A 14,548-nucleotide genomic window follows, 5' to 3' on the forward strand; every position below is an offset into this window, starting at 1 on the left:
CTGACATTGCGCGAGGTGCCCATGCACGATCCGTTTGAAGAATCCCTGCGTGACCTGCTCAAGGCGTCGCCGTCCGGCCAGGACCGTGACGACGCCGCGTGCCTGGGTCGTGTGCTCAAGACCGCCAACCGCCAGGTTGGCGCGGGCGATCTGTTCAGCCTGCTTGGCCGCTGGAGCCAGGCGCTGCTGATCGCCGTGAACAATGGCTCGGCGCATGTGGCGCCGGTGCGCCGCAACTCTACCCGCAACCCTGCCGCAGGCAGCCCTGCAGATAAGGCCGATTGAATATGGAACTCGATCTCTGGACCCAGAGCCTGGTCACCGCCATGACTGCCCTTTGGACCAAGGTGGCGAACTTCATCCCCAACCTGTTCGGCGCACTGGTCGTGGTGCTGCTTGGTTTTGTCGTGGCCAAGCTGCTCGACACCTTGCTGTCCAAGGTGCTGGCCAAGTTCGGCCTGGACCGCCTGATGAGTGGTACCGGCCTGACCAAGATGCTCGCCCGGATTGGTATCCAGGTACCGATTTCGACGCTGATCGGCAAGATCGTCTATTGGTTCGTGCTGTTGATCTTCCTGGTTTCGGCGGCTGAATCGCTGGGCCTGGAGCGGGTCTCGGCGACCCTGGACATGCTGGCGCTGTACCTGCCCAAGGTATTCGGCGCGGCGCTGGTGATGCTGGCCGGCGTGCTGTTGGCGCAACTGGCCAACGGCCTTGTGCGCGGCGCCGCCGAGGGCATCGGCCTGGAGTACGCCGCTGGCGTCGGGCGTATCGTCCAGGGCCTCGTGATCATCATCAGTATATCGGTGGCCATCAGCCAGCTGGAGGTCAAGACCGACCTGCTCAACCACGTGATCGTCATCGGGCTGATTACCGTTGGTCTGGCAATTGCCCTGGCGATGGGCTTGGGCAGCCGCGAAATCGCCGGGCAGATCCTGGCCGGCATCTATGTGCGTGAGCTTTACCAGGTTGGCCAGCAGGTGCGGATTGGCGAGGTCGAAGGGCACATCGAGGAGATCGGCACGGTCAAGACGACCCTGCTGACCGATGATGGCGAACTGGTGTCGTTGTCTAATCGCGAGCTGCTCGAGCAGCGCGTGAATAGCCGCTAACCGAACAAAAGCTGTTAATGTATGCCGCCGCAAAAAACGGCCCACGGGGCCGAGCGGCGACATTGACCTGACTGTCGGCCAGATCCGTTTTGAATAAAGTTCATTCGCCGCCCATGCGCTATGACCCCCGCGAGCTCACCGACGAGGAGTTGGTGGCGCGTTCGCATGAGGAGCTGTTTCATGTCACCCGCGCCTATGAGGAACTCATGCGGCGCTACCAGCGCACGCTGTTCAACGTCTGTGCGCGCTACCTGGGGAACGATCGGGATGCCGACGATGTCTGTCAGGAGGTGATGCTCAAGGTGCTCTACGGGTTGAAGAACTTCGAGGGCAAGTCCAAGTTCAAGACCTGGCTCTACAGCATCACCTACAACGAATGCATCACCCAGTACCGCAAGGAGCGTCGCAAGCGCCGGCTGATGGATGCGCTGAGCCTGGACCCTGTCGAAGAGGCGTCCGAGGACAAGGCACCAAAGCCGGAAGAAAAAGGCGGGCTGGATAAATGGCTGGTGCATGTGAACCCGATCGACAGGGAAATCCTGGTGCTGCGCTTTGTCGCGGAGCTGGAATTCCAGGAAATCGCGGACATCATGCACATGGGCCTGAGCGCCACGAAAATGCGCTACAAGCGTGCGCTCGACAAGCTTAGAGAGAAATTTGCCGGCGTGGCTGAAACTTAGTGGCCTGCAAATACCTCTAACCAACCGGCAAGTTCTGCTAGACTTGCCGTCGAGTTGTCCCCCGGATGTTGGTGGGACTGCTTAACTATCACCAGATGGGGATTTAACGGATGAAATTGAAAAACACCTTGGGCTTGGCCATTGGCTCTCTCGTGGCCGTGACTTCGCTCGGCGCTCTGGCTCAAGGCCAAGGCGCAGTCGAAATCGAAGGTAACGTTACCAAGCAGTTCTACGACAGCGAGCGTAACTTCAAGAACGACGGCACCAACCCTGGTGTTCGCCTCGGCTACTTCCTGACCGACGACGTCTCCCTGGACCTGGGCTACAACGAGACCCACAACGCTCGTGGTGAAGTCCTGAACAAGGACATCAAAGGCTCCAAGACCAAGCTCGACGCTACCTACCACTTCGGTACCGTAGGCGATGCACTGCGTCCGTACGTTTCCGCCGGTTTCGCTCACGAGAGCCTGGGTCAGGCCACTCGTAGCGGCCGTGACCACTCCACCTTCGCCAACGTTGGCGCTGGCGCCAAGTGGTACATCACCGACATGTTCTTCGCCCGTGCCGGCGTCGAAGCCATGTACAACATCGACAACGGCAACACCGAGTGGGGTCCGACCGTTGGTCTGGGTCTGAACTTCGGTGGCAGCGGTGGCCAGAAAGCCGCTCCTGCGCCTGCTCCGGTTGCCGAAGTCTGCTCCGACAGCGACAACGATGGCGTCTGCGACAACGTCGACAAGTGCCCTGACACCCCGGCCAACGTTACCGTTGACGCTGATGGCTGCCCGGCTGTTGCCGAAGTCGTTCGCGTTGAGCTGGACGTCAAGTTCGACTTCGACAAGTCGGTCGTCAAGCCAAACAGCTACGGCGACATCAAGAACCTGGCTGACTTCATGAAGCAGTACCCACAGACCACCACCACCGTGGAAGGTCACACTGACTCCGTCGGCCCAGACGCTTACAACCAGAAGCTGTCCGAGCGTCGTGCCAGCGCTGTCAAGCAGGTCCTGACCCAGCAGTACGGTGTTGAATCGAGCCGTGTTGACTCGGTTGGCTACGGTGAGACCCGTCCGGTCGCCGACAACGCCACCGAAGCTGGCCGCGCCGTCAACCGTCGCGTAGAAGCTCAGGTAGAAGCCCAGGCCAAGTAATTGGTTTGACGCTTCACGAAAAACCCGGCCTCGGCCGGGTTTTTCTTTGTCCGCGATTTCTGGGTGCCTATGGGGCGCGGTTTGCCTGTGTGCTTAGGCTCGTACAGAGCCTAGTGCTTGAGCAGAACCAGCAACAGCACCATGTTCAACAGCAGCGACAGCAACCCAATCGTGCGCCATACCTTCAGTGGCTCACGCTCAAGCAGCGGCCGTGGTCGCTCGTCCAGTTCCTGGCGATCCCCCCGCTCCAGCAACAGCAACCACTGTTCGGCGGTCTCGAAGCGCTGCACGGGATCTGTCGCCACTGCCTGCAACAGGTTGTGCTGCAACCACTCCGGCACATCTGGGCGGTAGCGCGCCGGGCTCACTGGCGTACCGAAGCGGGGCCGTTGGAACGCCTCGACTTCGCCGTAGGGGTAGTGGCCGGTCAGCAGCTGGTAAAGCGTCACGCCCGCGGCATAGAGGTCCTGACGCGGCGCAGGGGGCAGGCCGTCGTAAGCTTCCGGGGCAAGGAACGAGGGCGTGCCTGGCAAGGCGTGGGGCGGGTCCTCGGAAAGCCCTGGGCAATACGCCAGCCCGAAGTCCAGCAGGCGCAACTGGCCATCTTCGCCCAAGTGAAGGTTTTCCGGCTTGATGTCACGGTGCAGCAGGTTGCGCCGGTGCAGTGCGCCGACAGCCTGCAGCAGCTGGCGCGCCATTTCCAGCCATTGCGCCAGGGGCAGCGGGCCGCCCGCCACGAGCAGGCTGGCGAGGGTCGTGCCCGGGTATTCGCGCATCAGGTAGTACAGGTGCTGGCGCTGGCTGGCCGGGTGCACTTCGGGGAAGTGGCGGCCGGCGACCCGGCGCAGGAACCACTCTTCCATGAGCAAGGTCTGGGCGGCCCCGGGCTCGTTGTCGCGGGTCGGGGGCAGGGTCTTGAGCAACCAGGGCCGGCCTTGCGGATCACGGGTGCGGTAGAGCAGCGCTTGCCTGCTCTGGGCCAGCAAACCGTCGACCTGCCAGCCATCGATCATCTGGCCTTCACGCAAAGCGGCTGGCAGCGGCCACTGCTTGAGCTGCGCCAGGGTGTCGCCCAGGTTGCTCGCGCCCAGCTGGTCGACTCGTACCAGCAAGGCGCTGGCATTGTCCTGGCTGCCGCAGTGATGGGCGCTGGCCACGAGGGTATCGGCGGCTTCCTGCAGGTCGGGGTGTTCGCGCAGGATCGACTGGATATGCACATCGCCCAGGCTGGCCCACACGCCGTCGCTGAGCAGCACGAAGCACTCGCCTTCGTGCAGATCGCCTTCCAGATAGTCCACCAGCAACTGCTGGTCCAGCCCCAGCGCGCGCTTGAGCACGTGCTGCATGCCGGGCTGGTCCCACACATGGTCTTCACTCAGGCATTGCAGCTGGTCGTCCTGCCAGCGGTACACCCGGCAGTCGCCGACGTGGGCGAGGGTGAAGCGTCGCCCGCGCAGCACCAGGGCGCTGAGGGTGGTGAGCAGCGGCTGGCCATTGCCTTGGGCGCGCAGCCAGCGGTTTTGCGCCACCAGCAGACGGTCCAGGGCCTGGGCCACGCTCCAGGTGGCGGGCGTGGCGTAGTAGTCCAGGGCCAGGGCCTGCAAGCTGGCGCGTGCTGCCAGGCCGCCGTCGGCGCACTGGCTGACGCCGTCGGCCAGCGCGCACAGATAACCCTTGCTGGCCGCGAGTTCCGGTACCGGGGTGACCAGGCGCAGGGCGTCCTGGTTTTCCGTGCGCGGGCCTGTGGCGCTGGCCTGGGCGAAGCTCAGTAGCAGGCTCATGGCGGCGCCTCAGACCCGCGCCGCGGTGACTGCGGCCGAGCCCCAGGTGGTGCGCCAGCGCTGCTTGACGCCATGCAGGCCGAACCAGGCCAGCAGGCCCAGGCTGGCGAACAGCCACAGGCCGAGCTGGTAGTCGCCGGTGTGCTGCTTGATGGTGCCAAGGCCTGCGGCGAGCAGGAAGCCACCGATGCCGCCGGCCATGCCGATCAGCCCGGTCATCACGCCGATCTCCTGGCGGAAGCGCTGCGGCACCAGCTGGAACACCGCGCCATTTCCGGCCCCCAGCCCGAGCATGGCGCTGACGAACAGCGCCAGGGCCGCCGCCGCGCTGGGCAGGTTGAAGCCCACCGCCGCGATGCACACGGCGGCGACGCCGTACATCGCCAGCAGGGTGCGGATGCCACCGAAGCGATCGGCGACGGCGCCGCCGAGCGGGCGCATGAGGCTGCCGGCGAACACACAGGCGGCGGTGTAATAGCCGGCGGTCACCGGGCTCAGGCCGTACTGGTCGCTGAAATAGCCAGGCAGGGCGCTGGCCAGGCCGATGAAGCCGCCGAAGGTGACACTGTAGAAGAACATGAACCACCAGCTGTCGCGGTCGCCAAGGGCCTTGAGGTAGTCGGCCATGGCCTTGGGCTTGGGCCGTTGCGGGGCATTGCGGGCCAGCCAGGCGAACAGCACCAGGGTCAGCAGCAGCGGCAGCAGGGCAAAGCCGAACACATTGTTCCAGCCGAAGGCGGCGGCCAACGCCGGCGCCAGCAGGGCGGCGAACACCGTGCCGGAGTTGCCGGCACCGGCGATGCCCATGGCCTTGCCCTGGTGCTGCGGCGGGTACCACTGCGAGGCCAGCGGCAGGGACACGGCAAACGAGGCCCCGGCAAAACCAAGGAACACACCCAGCAGCAAGGCTTGTTCGTAGCTGCGCACGCCCAACTGCCAGGCACAGGCCAGGGCGACGATCACCACCACCTGGCCGATCAGCCCGGCGGTCTTGGGCGACAGGCGATCGACCAGCAGACCCATGGCAAAGCGCAGCAGCGCGCCGGCCAGGATCGGCGTGGCCACCATCAGGCCCCGTTGCTGTGCGGTCAGTTGCAGGTCGGCGGCAATCTGCACCGCCATCGGGCCGAGCAGGTACCAGACCATGAAACTCAGGTCGAAATACAGGAAGGCGGCGAACAGGGTGGGCACATGCCCGGATTTCCAGAAGCTCGTATTCATCGGACACCTCGTGGGGCGCACAACACAGGGCGGAAACGAAAAGACGCCGCTGCCCGGTCCACGGATAAGTGGCGGGGAAGCGACGTCTTTGTCGGGGTCTGGGGGGGCAACCGCCGTTGGCTACCTGGTGTTCCATGAGCAAGAGACGGGCCAAGGTCTGCGGGTCATTGCAACTAGCCCAGCATCTCCGACATGGCGATGATCTGCTCCGCCACCTGGATCAGCTTCTGCTGGCGGCTCATGGCCTGGCGGCGCATCAGGGTGTAGGCCGCTTCCTCGTTGCAGTCCTTCATTTTCATCAGCAGCCCCTTGGCTTGTTCGATGCGCTTGCGCTCGGCCAGTTGCTGGTCGCGGGCCAGCAATTGCGCCTTCAGCGCCTGGTCGCTTTCGAAACGTGCCATGGCCACGTCGAGGATCGGCTGCAGGCGCGTGGCCTGGATACCCTCGACGATGTAGGCGCTGACTCCAGCCTGGATCGCCTGGCGCATCACGTCGGGGTCGTGCTCGTCGGTGAACAGCACGATCGGACGGGGGCGATCGCGGCTGACCAGCACCACCTGCTCCATCACATCGCGGCCAGGTGACTCGGTATCGATCAGCACCACGTCCGGGTGCACCGTTTCGACACAGGCGGGCAGATCGATGCTCAGGTTGCCGGCCTCGATCACTTCGAAGCCGGCCTCGATCAGGGCGGCCTTGAGACGACCGACTTTCTTTTCGGTGTCGTCGATCAGCAAGATACGCAGCATGTTCGCCCCCTCAGTGACTGGCGCGGGCATCAGGCACCGCGTCCAGGGCGTGCAGGGGGAAGCTGCGCGCATAGCCATGGGGGTCGCTGCCGTCCCAGCGGCGGCCGTCGAGCAGCAGGCTGCTGCGCATGGGTAGGTCGGCGCAGGGCACGCCCAGTGCCGAGGCAGCCTCGCGGTAAAGGGCCTGCTGTTGCACCTGGCGGGCGACCCCGATGTAGTCCGGGTCGTCACGCAGCAGGCCCCAGCGGCGGAACTGGGTCATGAACCACATGCCGTCGGAGAGGTAGGGCAGGTTGGCCCGGCCCTGGTCGAACAGGCGCAGGCCATGGGGGTCGTGCCAGCGATGGCCGAGGCCATCCTGGTAGTCGCCGAGCAGGCGCGGCTCGATGCTGTCGACGGGGGTGTCCAGGTAGGCGCTGCCGCTGAGCAGTTGCGCGGTGCTGCGGCGGTTTTCCTGGCTCTGCTCGATGAAGCGCGCGGCGGCGAGTACCGACTGGATCAGCGCCCGGGCGCTGTTGGGGTACTGTTCGACGAAACCGCGGGCGCAGGCCAGGACCTTTTCCGGGTGATCGGGCCAGATCGACTGGCTGGTGGCCAGGGTGAAGCCCTGGCCCTTGGCGAGCGCGTCCGCCGACCAGGGTTCGCCGACGCAGAAGCCGTCGATGCGCCCGGCCTGCAGGTGGGCGGCCATTTGCGCCGGGGGCACCACCACGCTGCTGACGTCACGCAATGGGTGGATACCCTGGCTGGCCAGCCAGTAGTACAGCCACAGGGCATGGGTGCCGGTGGGAAAGGTCTGGGCGAAGGTCAGCCGTGCGCCTTGCTGGTGCACCAGCCGCGCCAGTGCCTCGGGGTTGGTCACGCCCTTGCGCTGCAGCGCGGGGGAGAGGTTGATGGCCTGGGCGTTCTGGTTCAGCCCCATAAGCACGGCCAGGGGGCTGGCGGGCACGCCGCCGATACCGAGGTGCACCGCGTACACCAGGCCATAGAGGCAGTGGGCGGCGTCGAGTTCGCCGCTGACCAGCTTGTCGCGCAGCCCGGCCCAGGAGGCCTGGCGGCGCAGGTTTAAGGTCAGGCCGAATGGCTGGGCGAAGCCCTGGGTGGCGGCTACCACCACCGAGGCGCAGTCGGTGAGGGCCATGAAACCGATGTCCAGGCTGGGTTTTTCCGGCGCGTCGCTGCCGTTGACCCAGGCCAGGGGCGTTGTCGGGAGGGGTGTGTTCACGGAGTTCCTCGAGCGTTCGCAATGGAGCGGCATGCAACAGACATAGCAACCCATGTGCCATGGCCCTGTCGCCCCGGCGGCGCGCTGGCTATAATCGCCCCCTCACACACCGCGAGTCCGCCCGCCCATGTATACCCTGGCCCGCCAGCTGCTGTTCAAGCTCTCCCCGGAAACCTCCCACGACCTCTCGCTGGACCTGATCGGCGCTGGTGGCCGCCTGGGGCTCAATGGTCTGCTGTGCAAGCAGCCAGCGGCGTTGCCGGTGACGGTGATGGGCTTGAACTTCGCCAACCCGGTCGGCCTGGCCGCAGGCCTGGACAAGAACGGCGCGGCCATCGACGGTTTCGCCCAGCTGGGCTTCGGCTTTGTCGAGATCGGCACCGTGACGCCGCGCCCGCAGCCGGGCAACCCCAAGCCGCGGCTGTTCCGCCTGCCTGAAGCCACGGCCATCATCAACCGCATGGGCTTCAACAACCTCGGTGTCGACCACTTGCTGGCACGTGTGCGCGCCTCGAAGTACACCGGGGTACTGGGCATCAACATCGGCAAGAACTTCGACACCCCGGTCGAGCGGGCCCAGGACGACTACCTGATCTGTCTGGAAAAGGTCTACAACGACGCCAGCTACATCACCGTCAACGTCAGCTCGCCGAATACCCCGGGCCTGCGTTCTCTGCAGTTCGGCGACTCGCTCAAGCAACTGCTCGATGCCCTGGCCGAGCGCCGTGAACAGCTGGCCACGGCCAACGGCAAGCGCGTGCCATTGGCGATCAAGATTGCACCGGACATGAGCGACGAAGAGACCGCGCTGGTGGCCGCGGCGCTGCGCGAGTCGGGCATGGACGCGGTGATCGCCACCAATACCACCCTGGGCCGCGAAGGTGTCGAAGGCCTGCCGTTCGGTGGCGAGGCGGGCGGCCTGTCGGGTGCGCCGGTACTGCAAAAGAGCACGCACACGGTGAAGGTGCTGGCGGGCGAGCTGGGCGGCAAGCTGCCGATCATCGCCGCTGGCGGCATTACCGAGGGGCGCCACGCGGCTGAGAAGATCGCCGCTGGGGCTAGCCTGGTGCAGATCTATTCGGGCTTCATCTACAAAGGCCCGGCGTTGATTCGTGAAGCGGTGGATGCGATTGCGGCGATGCCGAAACCATGAAATGAGCCGCTCCCACGCTGTATAGAAAATGTGGCGAGAAAATAAGGTGCATAAAAAAGGGCCCCTTCAAAGGGGCCCCTGGGCCGCAGCCCGCCGCCCGGATAGGGCGCGCATGGTGCTCGAATTCAGTGTCCTCGTTCAGCCAACGGCGTGATTTTCGTTGAGTCTATGAATGCCAGCGGTGCCGGTCATGCCATCCCAGTTATCGCCGCGACCTTCGCGCCAGCCGTTGATCCAGGCTTGGCGTACAGAGGGTAGATTGAAGGGGCAAAGTTCGCGGGATTTGCCGGTGACTCCATACTGGTAGCCACGTGAATATGCTCTTTCCAACGGATCACGCTTAAGTCTTCTCATAGGGTGTTGCCCTCACTTGTTGACTGTAATGTCCCGTCGGCCTCTCCGAGGCCGGGCAGAATCGTTCTGCCGGTTTGCGCCCGCTGCCGGCGTCGCGGGCTGAAAGTGCCGCCCCGTTGCGGTGCGGCCTGAGATCAGTTCTAACGAATGCGAGTCACAGTGTGAATGATCGATTTGTCATAAGGACGTAACCTTTCCGAGGGTGAGGGGATAAGTAAATAAATGCGACTCAACCTTGTTTGCCGTTGGGCCCGCTATGATCAGGGTTTAGTCAACGTTGACGTCAATTGGCCAGCGTTGCTCGATGATGACAGTAATAATTGGTAATGCGACGAAGGGTCACATCTGAACCCTGGGTCCACGAAATTTTCACACTGCCCGACGATCAAAGCCTCTTTCGCTTCTGCGTGAGGCATTGGTCTGCCGAGCGGCCAGGTCTTGCGATCGCTTCGCAAGGCCACCCGGGCGCCTGCTGGAAAGGTGCGCGGGCAAACAGCGGCAGCCGATGCGTCGGCTTGCCATTTACCTAGCCAAAGGCTCTGGATTACACATGTCGGACCGTTTCGAACTTTATCTCACCTGCCCCAAGGGCCTTGAAGGCCTGCTCGCCGAAGAGGCCAGCCAACTGGGCCTGACCGAGGTGCGTGAACACACCTCGGCCATTCGCGGCTCGGCCGACATGGAAACCGCCTACCGCCTGTGCCTGTGGTCGCGCCTGGCCAACCGGGTGCTACTGGTGCTCAAGCGTTTCTCGATGAAGAACGCCGACGACCTCTATGACGGCGTGCATGCGCTCGACTGGGCTGACCACCTGGCGGCCGACGGCACGCTGGCAGTGGAGTTCAGCGGCCATGGCTCGGGTATCGACAACACTCACTTCGGCGCCCTGAAAGTGAAGGACGCCATTGTCGACAAACTGCGCAACCGCGAAGGCCTGCGCCCGTCGGTGGACAAGCTCGACCCGGACCTGCGGGTGCACCTGCGCCTGGACCGTGGCGAGGCGATTCTGTCCCTCGACCTGTCCGGCCACAGCCTGCACCAGCGCGGCTATCGCCTGCAGCAGGGCGCGGCGCCATTGAAGGAAAACCTGGCAGCGGCGGTGCTGATCCGCTCGGGCTGGCCACGCATTGCGGCCGAGGGCGGCGCCCTGGCTGACCCGATGTGCGGTGTGGGCACCTTCCTGGTCGAGGCGGCGATGATCGCCGCCGACATCGCCCCCAACCTCAAGCGCGAGCGCTGGGGCTTCACGGCCTGGCTCGGGCACGTACCGGCGCTGTGGCGCAAGCTGCACGACGAGGCCCAGGCCCGTGCCCAAGTGGGCCTGGCCAAGCCACCGTTGTGGATTCGTGGCTACGAGGCCGACCCGCGGCTGATCCAGCCGGGGCGCAACAACGTCGAGCGCGCAGGCCTGGGCGACTGGGTGAAGATCTATCAGGGAGAGGTGGCCAGCTTCGAGCCGCGCCCGGACCAGAACCAGAAGGGCCTGGTGATCAGCAACCCACCCTATGGCGAGCGCCTGGGCGATGAGGCCAGCCTGCTGTACCTCTACCAGAACCTCGGCGAGCGCCTGCGCCAGGCATGCATGGGCTGGGACGCGGCGGTGTTCACCGGCGCGCCGGAGCTGGGCAAGCGCATGGGTATCCGCAGCCACAAGCAATACGCTTTCTGGAACGGCGCATTGCCGTGCAAGCTGTTGCTGTTCAAGGTCCAGCCCGACCAGTTCGTCACTGGCGATCGTCGTCAGGCTCAGGCCCAGGCCGACGCGGGTGAGGGCGAGCCGCGCCGCCAGGCGCCGGTGGCCAGCGAGCCGGCGCGCCTGTCGGAAGGTGCGCAGATGTTCGCCAACCGCCTGCAGAAGAACTTCAAGCAGCTGGGCAAGTGGGCCCGCCGCGAGCAGGTCGATTGCTACCGCGTGTACGATGCCGACATGCCCGAGTACGCCTTGGCTGTCGACCTGTACCACGACTGGGTGCACGTGCAGGAGTATGCCGCGCCGCGCTCGATCGACCCGGACAAGGCCCAGGCACGCCTGCTCGACGCGTTGACCGCGATTCCGCAGGCCCTTGGCGTCGATCCGCAGCGCGTGGTGCTCAAGCGCCGGGAGCGCCAGACCGGCACCCGCCAGTACGAACGCCAGGCCACCGAAGGTCGCTTCCAGGAAGTCAGCGAGGGCGGCGTCAAGCTGCTGGTCAACCTCACCGACTACCTCGACACCGGCCTGTTCCTCGACCACCGCCCGATGCGCCTGCGTATCCAGCGCGAGGCGGCGGGCAAGCGCTTCCTCAACCTGTTCTGCTACACCGCCACGGCCAGCGTGCATGCGGCCAAGGGCGGCGCGCGCAGCACCACCAGCGTCGACCTGTCGAAGACCTACCTGGACTGGGCACGGCGCAACCTGTCGCTCAACGGTTTCTCCGAGCGCAACCGCCTGGAGCAGGGCGACGTCATGGCCTGGCTGGAGAACGCCCAGGACAGCTACGACCTGATCTTCATCGACCCGCCGACCTTCTCCAACTCCAAGCGCATGGAAGGGGTGTTCGACGTGCAGCGCGACCATGTGCAACTGCTCGACCTGGCCATGGCGCGCCTGGCGCCGGGTGGTGTGCTGTACTTCTCCAACAACTTCCGCAAGTTCCAGCTCGACGAGCACCTGGCGACGCGGTATGCGGTGGAGGAAATCAGCGCCCAGACCCTGGACCCTGACTTCGCTCGCAACAACCGCATCCATCGCGCCTGGCAGCTGCGTTTGCGCTGAGCCGACGAGGTACATGGCGTGGCCACTGGCCAGCGGCTATAAAGCAGGACAGGGCGGGACAATACGCAGGACGCTGACGTTGCTGAGAGTCCTCTATGTCGAACCCAGGCGTACCTGCGAAGCCGCTTGGCCTGTTCGGTGACGAGCTGTCGGCCTGGGGCGTGGCCCTGGCGGCGCTGGTCGCCGGGGCGCTGCTCACGGCCGCGCTGGCCATTGCCACGCAGACCTTCTTCAAGCAGCAACTGCGCCAGCGTTTCGAACTGCTGGCCAGTGAACGCTACAGCCGCATCGCCGAACGTTTCGAGGAGCAGGAGCAGCGCCTGGACGGCCTGCGCCGCTTTTTCGCCTACTCCAGTGAAATCACGCCCTACGAGTTCGATGGCTATGCCCGCCCGTTGCTGCATCGCACCCAGGCCTACTCCTGGGCGCCGCGGGTAGCGTCCGGGCAGCGCGCGGCGTTCGAACAGCAGGCCAGCGCCTTGCTGGGGCAGCCTTACCAGATCCGCGACCTGGACGCCCAGGGGCATTGGCAGGCGGCAGCGATGCGCGATCACTACTACCCGGTCCTGTACACCCAGGCGGCGAGCCGGCAGGCCCAGCCCTATGGTTTCGACCTGGGCGGGCAGGCGCTGCGCGCCGCGACCCTGGCCCGGGCCTCGGGCCCTGGCAGCATGGCGGTGTCTGCGCCGCTGGACATGATCAATGTCGAGCCGGCCTACACCCGCGGCCTGCTGATGGTCGCTCCGGTGTTCGCCGATGATGCGCCGGCGAGCGAGTTGCCCCGAGGTTATGTGATGGCGTTGCTCAGCCTGCACCAGTTGATAGCCGAGAGCCTGCCGACCGTGGCCGATGACAACCTGGTGGTGCGCATCCTCGATCTGTCCACCGAGGGTAGTCACGAGGTGCTGTTCGACTCGGGCATGCCGCCGGCGCGCATGGGCCTTGCCAGCAGTCACCTGCTGCACCTGGCCGACCATCACTACCAGCTCGATATTCGCCCCAGCCAGGGCTTTCTGTTGGCCAACCGGTCGTCTGCGGTGTCAGTCGTGGCATTGCTTGGTGGCCTGCTGAGCATATTGCTGGCGCTGCTGCTTTACAGCCTGTTCAGCCAGCGCCAGCGTGCCCTGGGCCTGGTGGCCCGGCGCACCGCCGAGTTGCGTGTCAGCGAGCAGTCGTTGCGCGAGACTCACAACCAGTTGCGCAGCGTGCTCGATGCCGCGACCCAGGTCGCGATCATCGCCACCAGCCTGCGCGGAGTGATCGGCACGTTCAATGCCGGCGCCGAACGCATGCTGGGCTACTCGGCCGGCGAAGCGCTGGGCCACCTGCGGCTGGAGGACCTGGTGTTGCCCGAAGAGCTGCACCAGCGTGCCCATGCCTTGAGCGTGCGCTTTGGCCGCGAGGTCGGCGCCGGCCAGGCGATGTTCGCCGAAACGGTGCAGGAGGGTGGCGCGCAGCCGGCGGACTGGACGCTGGTACGCAAGGACGGCAGCCATCTGCTGGCCAACATGCTGGTGACGGCGGTGCTGGACGAGCAGGGCTTGTGGGTGGGTTACCTGGCGATCTGCATCGATGTCACCGAGAGGCGCCGGGTGCACGAAGCCCTGGCGGCCCGCGACCGCTTGCTGGAGAAACTCAGTGCCGAGGTGCCTGGCGGGATCTACCAGTACCGCCTGGATGCCGATGGCCATTCCTGTTTTCCCTATGCCAGCCAAGGTTTGCACGACATCTACGAGGTTGACCTGGCGGTGCTGCGCGAGGACGCCACGGCGGTGTTCGAGCGTATTCACCCTGACGACCTGGAGCGGGTGCGACGCTCGGTGCGGTATTCCGCCGAGCATCTTGCGCCGTGGCGCGAGGAGTATCGGGTGTGCCTGCCGCAAGCGGGGCTGCGCTGGGTGCGTGGGGAGGCTACGCCGGAGATCGGCGAGCATGGCAGCACGCTGTGGCATGGCTACCTGACGGACATCTCGGATCTCAAGCGGGTCGAGGAAGAGTTACGCGCATTGTCGGTGACCGACGCCCTGACCGGCATCTACAACCGACGCTATTTCCAGGAGCGGCTGCGCAACGAACTGGATCGGGCACAGCGCGAAGGTCTGGACCTGGCGGTGATCATGCTGGATATCGATCATTTCAAGCGTATCAACGATCAGTTCGGGCACGCGGTCGGGGATCATGTGTTGCGCAATCTTTGCCAGCGAATCGCGCATCGGTTGCGGCGCACCGATGTGTTCTGCCGCTTGGGCGGGGAGGAGTTCATGGTGCTGTGCCCCGGGAGCAATGCCGAGCAGGCGCGGATGCTGGCGCAGGAGTTGTGGCAGGGGGTGCGCAGTGTGCCGGTGGAAGGTGTCGGGCGGGTCACGG

At 65.1% G+C, this 14,548-nt stretch carries 12 protein-coding genes; 7 read left to right on the forward strand and 5 right to left on the reverse strand.

Translation table 11 applies throughout. The annotated features are described in order from the left end of the window. Positions 1-21 precede the first annotated feature (21 nt). The 4 genes from AC3WL2_RS08995 to AC3WL2_RS09010 all read left to right on the forward strand — a co-directional run bounded on the left by AC3WL2_RS08995 (position 22) and on the right by AC3WL2_RS09010 (position 2,943). Positions 22-285, forward strand: coding sequence for a hypothetical protein (locus AC3WL2_RS08995; RefSeq protein ID WP_038706516.1), 264 nt, complete (start codon positions 22-24; stop codon positions 283-285). A 2-nt stretch (positions 286-287) separates the two neighbouring features. Continuing rightward, positions 288-1,112 (forward strand): mechanosensitive ion channel family protein, encoded by an 825-nt coding sequence (locus tag AC3WL2_RS09000; RefSeq protein WP_102682732.1) that lies wholly within the window; start codon positions 288-290, stop codon positions 1,110-1,112. Positions 1,113-1,225: 113 nt separating this feature from the next. Next, positions 1,226-1,792, forward strand: coding sequence for an RNA polymerase sigma factor SigX (gene sigX / locus AC3WL2_RS09005; protein ID WP_046854750.1), 567 nt, complete (start codon positions 1,226-1,228; stop codon positions 1,790-1,792). 110 nt (positions 1,793-1,902) lie between these two features. Continuing rightward, complete coding sequence (locus tag AC3WL2_RS09010; RefSeq protein WP_102682733.1) at positions 1,903-2,943, forward strand: OmpA family protein; 1,041 nt, start codon at positions 1,903-1,905, stop codon at positions 2,941-2,943. A 110-nt stretch (positions 2,944-3,053) separates the two neighbouring features. On the opposite strand, the gene AC3WL2_RS09015 is transcribed toward AC3WL2_RS09010, so the two are convergent. The 4 genes from AC3WL2_RS09015 to AC3WL2_RS09030 form a co-directional block, all read right to left on the reverse strand. After that, positions 3,054-4,724, reverse strand: a complete 1,671-nt coding sequence (locus AC3WL2_RS09015) for a bifunctional protein-serine/threonine kinase/phosphatase (RefSeq protein WP_102682734.1) — start codon at positions 4,722-4,724, stop codon at positions 3,054-3,056. Between the two features lie 9 nt (positions 4,725-4,733). Beyond that, positions 4,734-5,945 (reverse strand): nitrate/nitrite transporter, encoded by a 1,212-nt coding sequence (locus AC3WL2_RS09020; protein WP_102682735.1) that lies wholly within the window; start codon positions 5,943-5,945, stop codon positions 4,734-4,736. Between the two features lie 173 nt (positions 5,946-6,118). After that, positions 6,119-6,694, reverse strand: coding sequence for an ANTAR domain-containing response regulator (locus AC3WL2_RS09025; protein WP_046854754.1), 576 nt, complete (start codon positions 6,692-6,694; stop codon positions 6,119-6,121). Positions 6,695-6,704: 10 nt separating this feature from the next. Further along, entirely contained in the window at positions 6,705-7,952 is a 1,248-nt protein-coding gene (locus tag AC3WL2_RS09030; protein ID WP_102682736.1) for a CmpA/NrtA family ABC transporter substrate-binding protein, read from the reverse strand. A gap of 94 nt (positions 7,953-8,046) precedes the next feature. On the opposite strand from AC3WL2_RS09030, the gene AC3WL2_RS09035 reads away from it, so the two are divergent. Continuing rightward, positions 8,047-9,072, forward strand: a complete 1,026-nt coding sequence (locus AC3WL2_RS09035) for a quinone-dependent dihydroorotate dehydrogenase (protein WP_102682737.1) — start codon at positions 8,047-8,049, stop codon at positions 9,070-9,072. A gap of 138 nt (positions 9,073-9,210) precedes the next feature. On the opposite strand, the gene rmf is transcribed toward AC3WL2_RS09035, so the two are convergent. After that, entirely contained in the window at positions 9,211-9,426 is a 216-nt protein-coding gene (gene rmf, locus AC3WL2_RS09040; RefSeq protein WP_003248687.1) for a ribosome modulation factor, read from the reverse strand. A gap of 550 nt (positions 9,427-9,976) precedes the next feature. Here rmf and rlmKL point away from each other — a divergent pair. Both rlmKL and AC3WL2_RS09050 read left to right on the forward strand, forming a co-directional pair. Next, complete coding sequence (rlmKL, locus tag AC3WL2_RS09045) at positions 9,977-12,181, forward strand: bifunctional 23S rRNA (guanine(2069)-N(7))-methyltransferase RlmK/23S rRNA (guanine(2445)-N(2))-methyltransferase RlmL (protein WP_102682738.1); 2,205 nt, start codon at positions 9,977-9,979, stop codon at positions 12,179-12,181. 95 nt (positions 12,182-12,276) lie between these two features. After that, on the forward strand, positions 12,277-14,548 hold a 2,272-nt coding region (locus AC3WL2_RS09050; protein ID WP_102719666.1), incomplete at its 3' end, for a sensor domain-containing diguanylate cyclase.

The organism is Pseudomonas sp. FW305-96 (assembly GCF_058783825.1).

Coding starts and splice junctions, on each gene's coding strand:
- AC3WL2_RS09030 (WP_102682736.1), bottom strand. CDS start 7,952: ATGCCGCTCCATTGCGAACGCTCGAGGAACTCCGTGAACACACCCCTC.
- AC3WL2_RS09010 (WP_102682733.1), top strand. CDS start 1,903: ATGAAATTGAAAAACACCTTGGGCTTGGCCATTGGCTCTCTCGTGGCC.
- AC3WL2_RS09025 (WP_046854754.1), bottom strand. CDS start 6,694: ATGCTGCGTATCTTGCTGATCGACGACACCGAAAAGAAAGTCGGTCGT.
- rlmKL (WP_102682738.1), top strand. CDS start 9,977: ATGTCGGACCGTTTCGAACTTTATCTCACCTGCCCCAAGGGCCTTGAA.
- rmf (WP_003248687.1), bottom strand. CDS start 9,426: ATGAGAAGACTTAAGCGTGATCCGTTGGAAAGAGCATATTCACGTGGC.
- AC3WL2_RS09000 (WP_102682732.1), top strand. CDS start 288: ATGGAACTCGATCTCTGGACCCAGAGCCTGGTCACCGCCATGACTGCC.
- AC3WL2_RS09015 (WP_102682734.1), bottom strand. CDS start 4,724: ATGAGCCTGCTACTGAGCTTCGCCCAGGCCAGCGCCACAGGCCCGCGC.
- AC3WL2_RS09035 (WP_102682737.1), top strand. CDS start 8,047: ATGTATACCCTGGCCCGCCAGCTGCTGTTCAAGCTCTCCCCGGAAACC.
- AC3WL2_RS09020 (WP_102682735.1), bottom strand. CDS start 5,945: ATGAATACGAGCTTCTGGAAATCCGGGCATGTGCCCACCCTGTTCGCC.
- sigX (WP_046854750.1), top strand. CDS start 1,226: ATGCGCTATGACCCCCGCGAGCTCACCGACGAGGAGTTGGTGGCGCGT.
- AC3WL2_RS08995 (WP_038706516.1), top strand. CDS start 22: ATGCACGATCCGTTTGAAGAATCCCTGCGTGACCTGCTCAAGGCGTCG.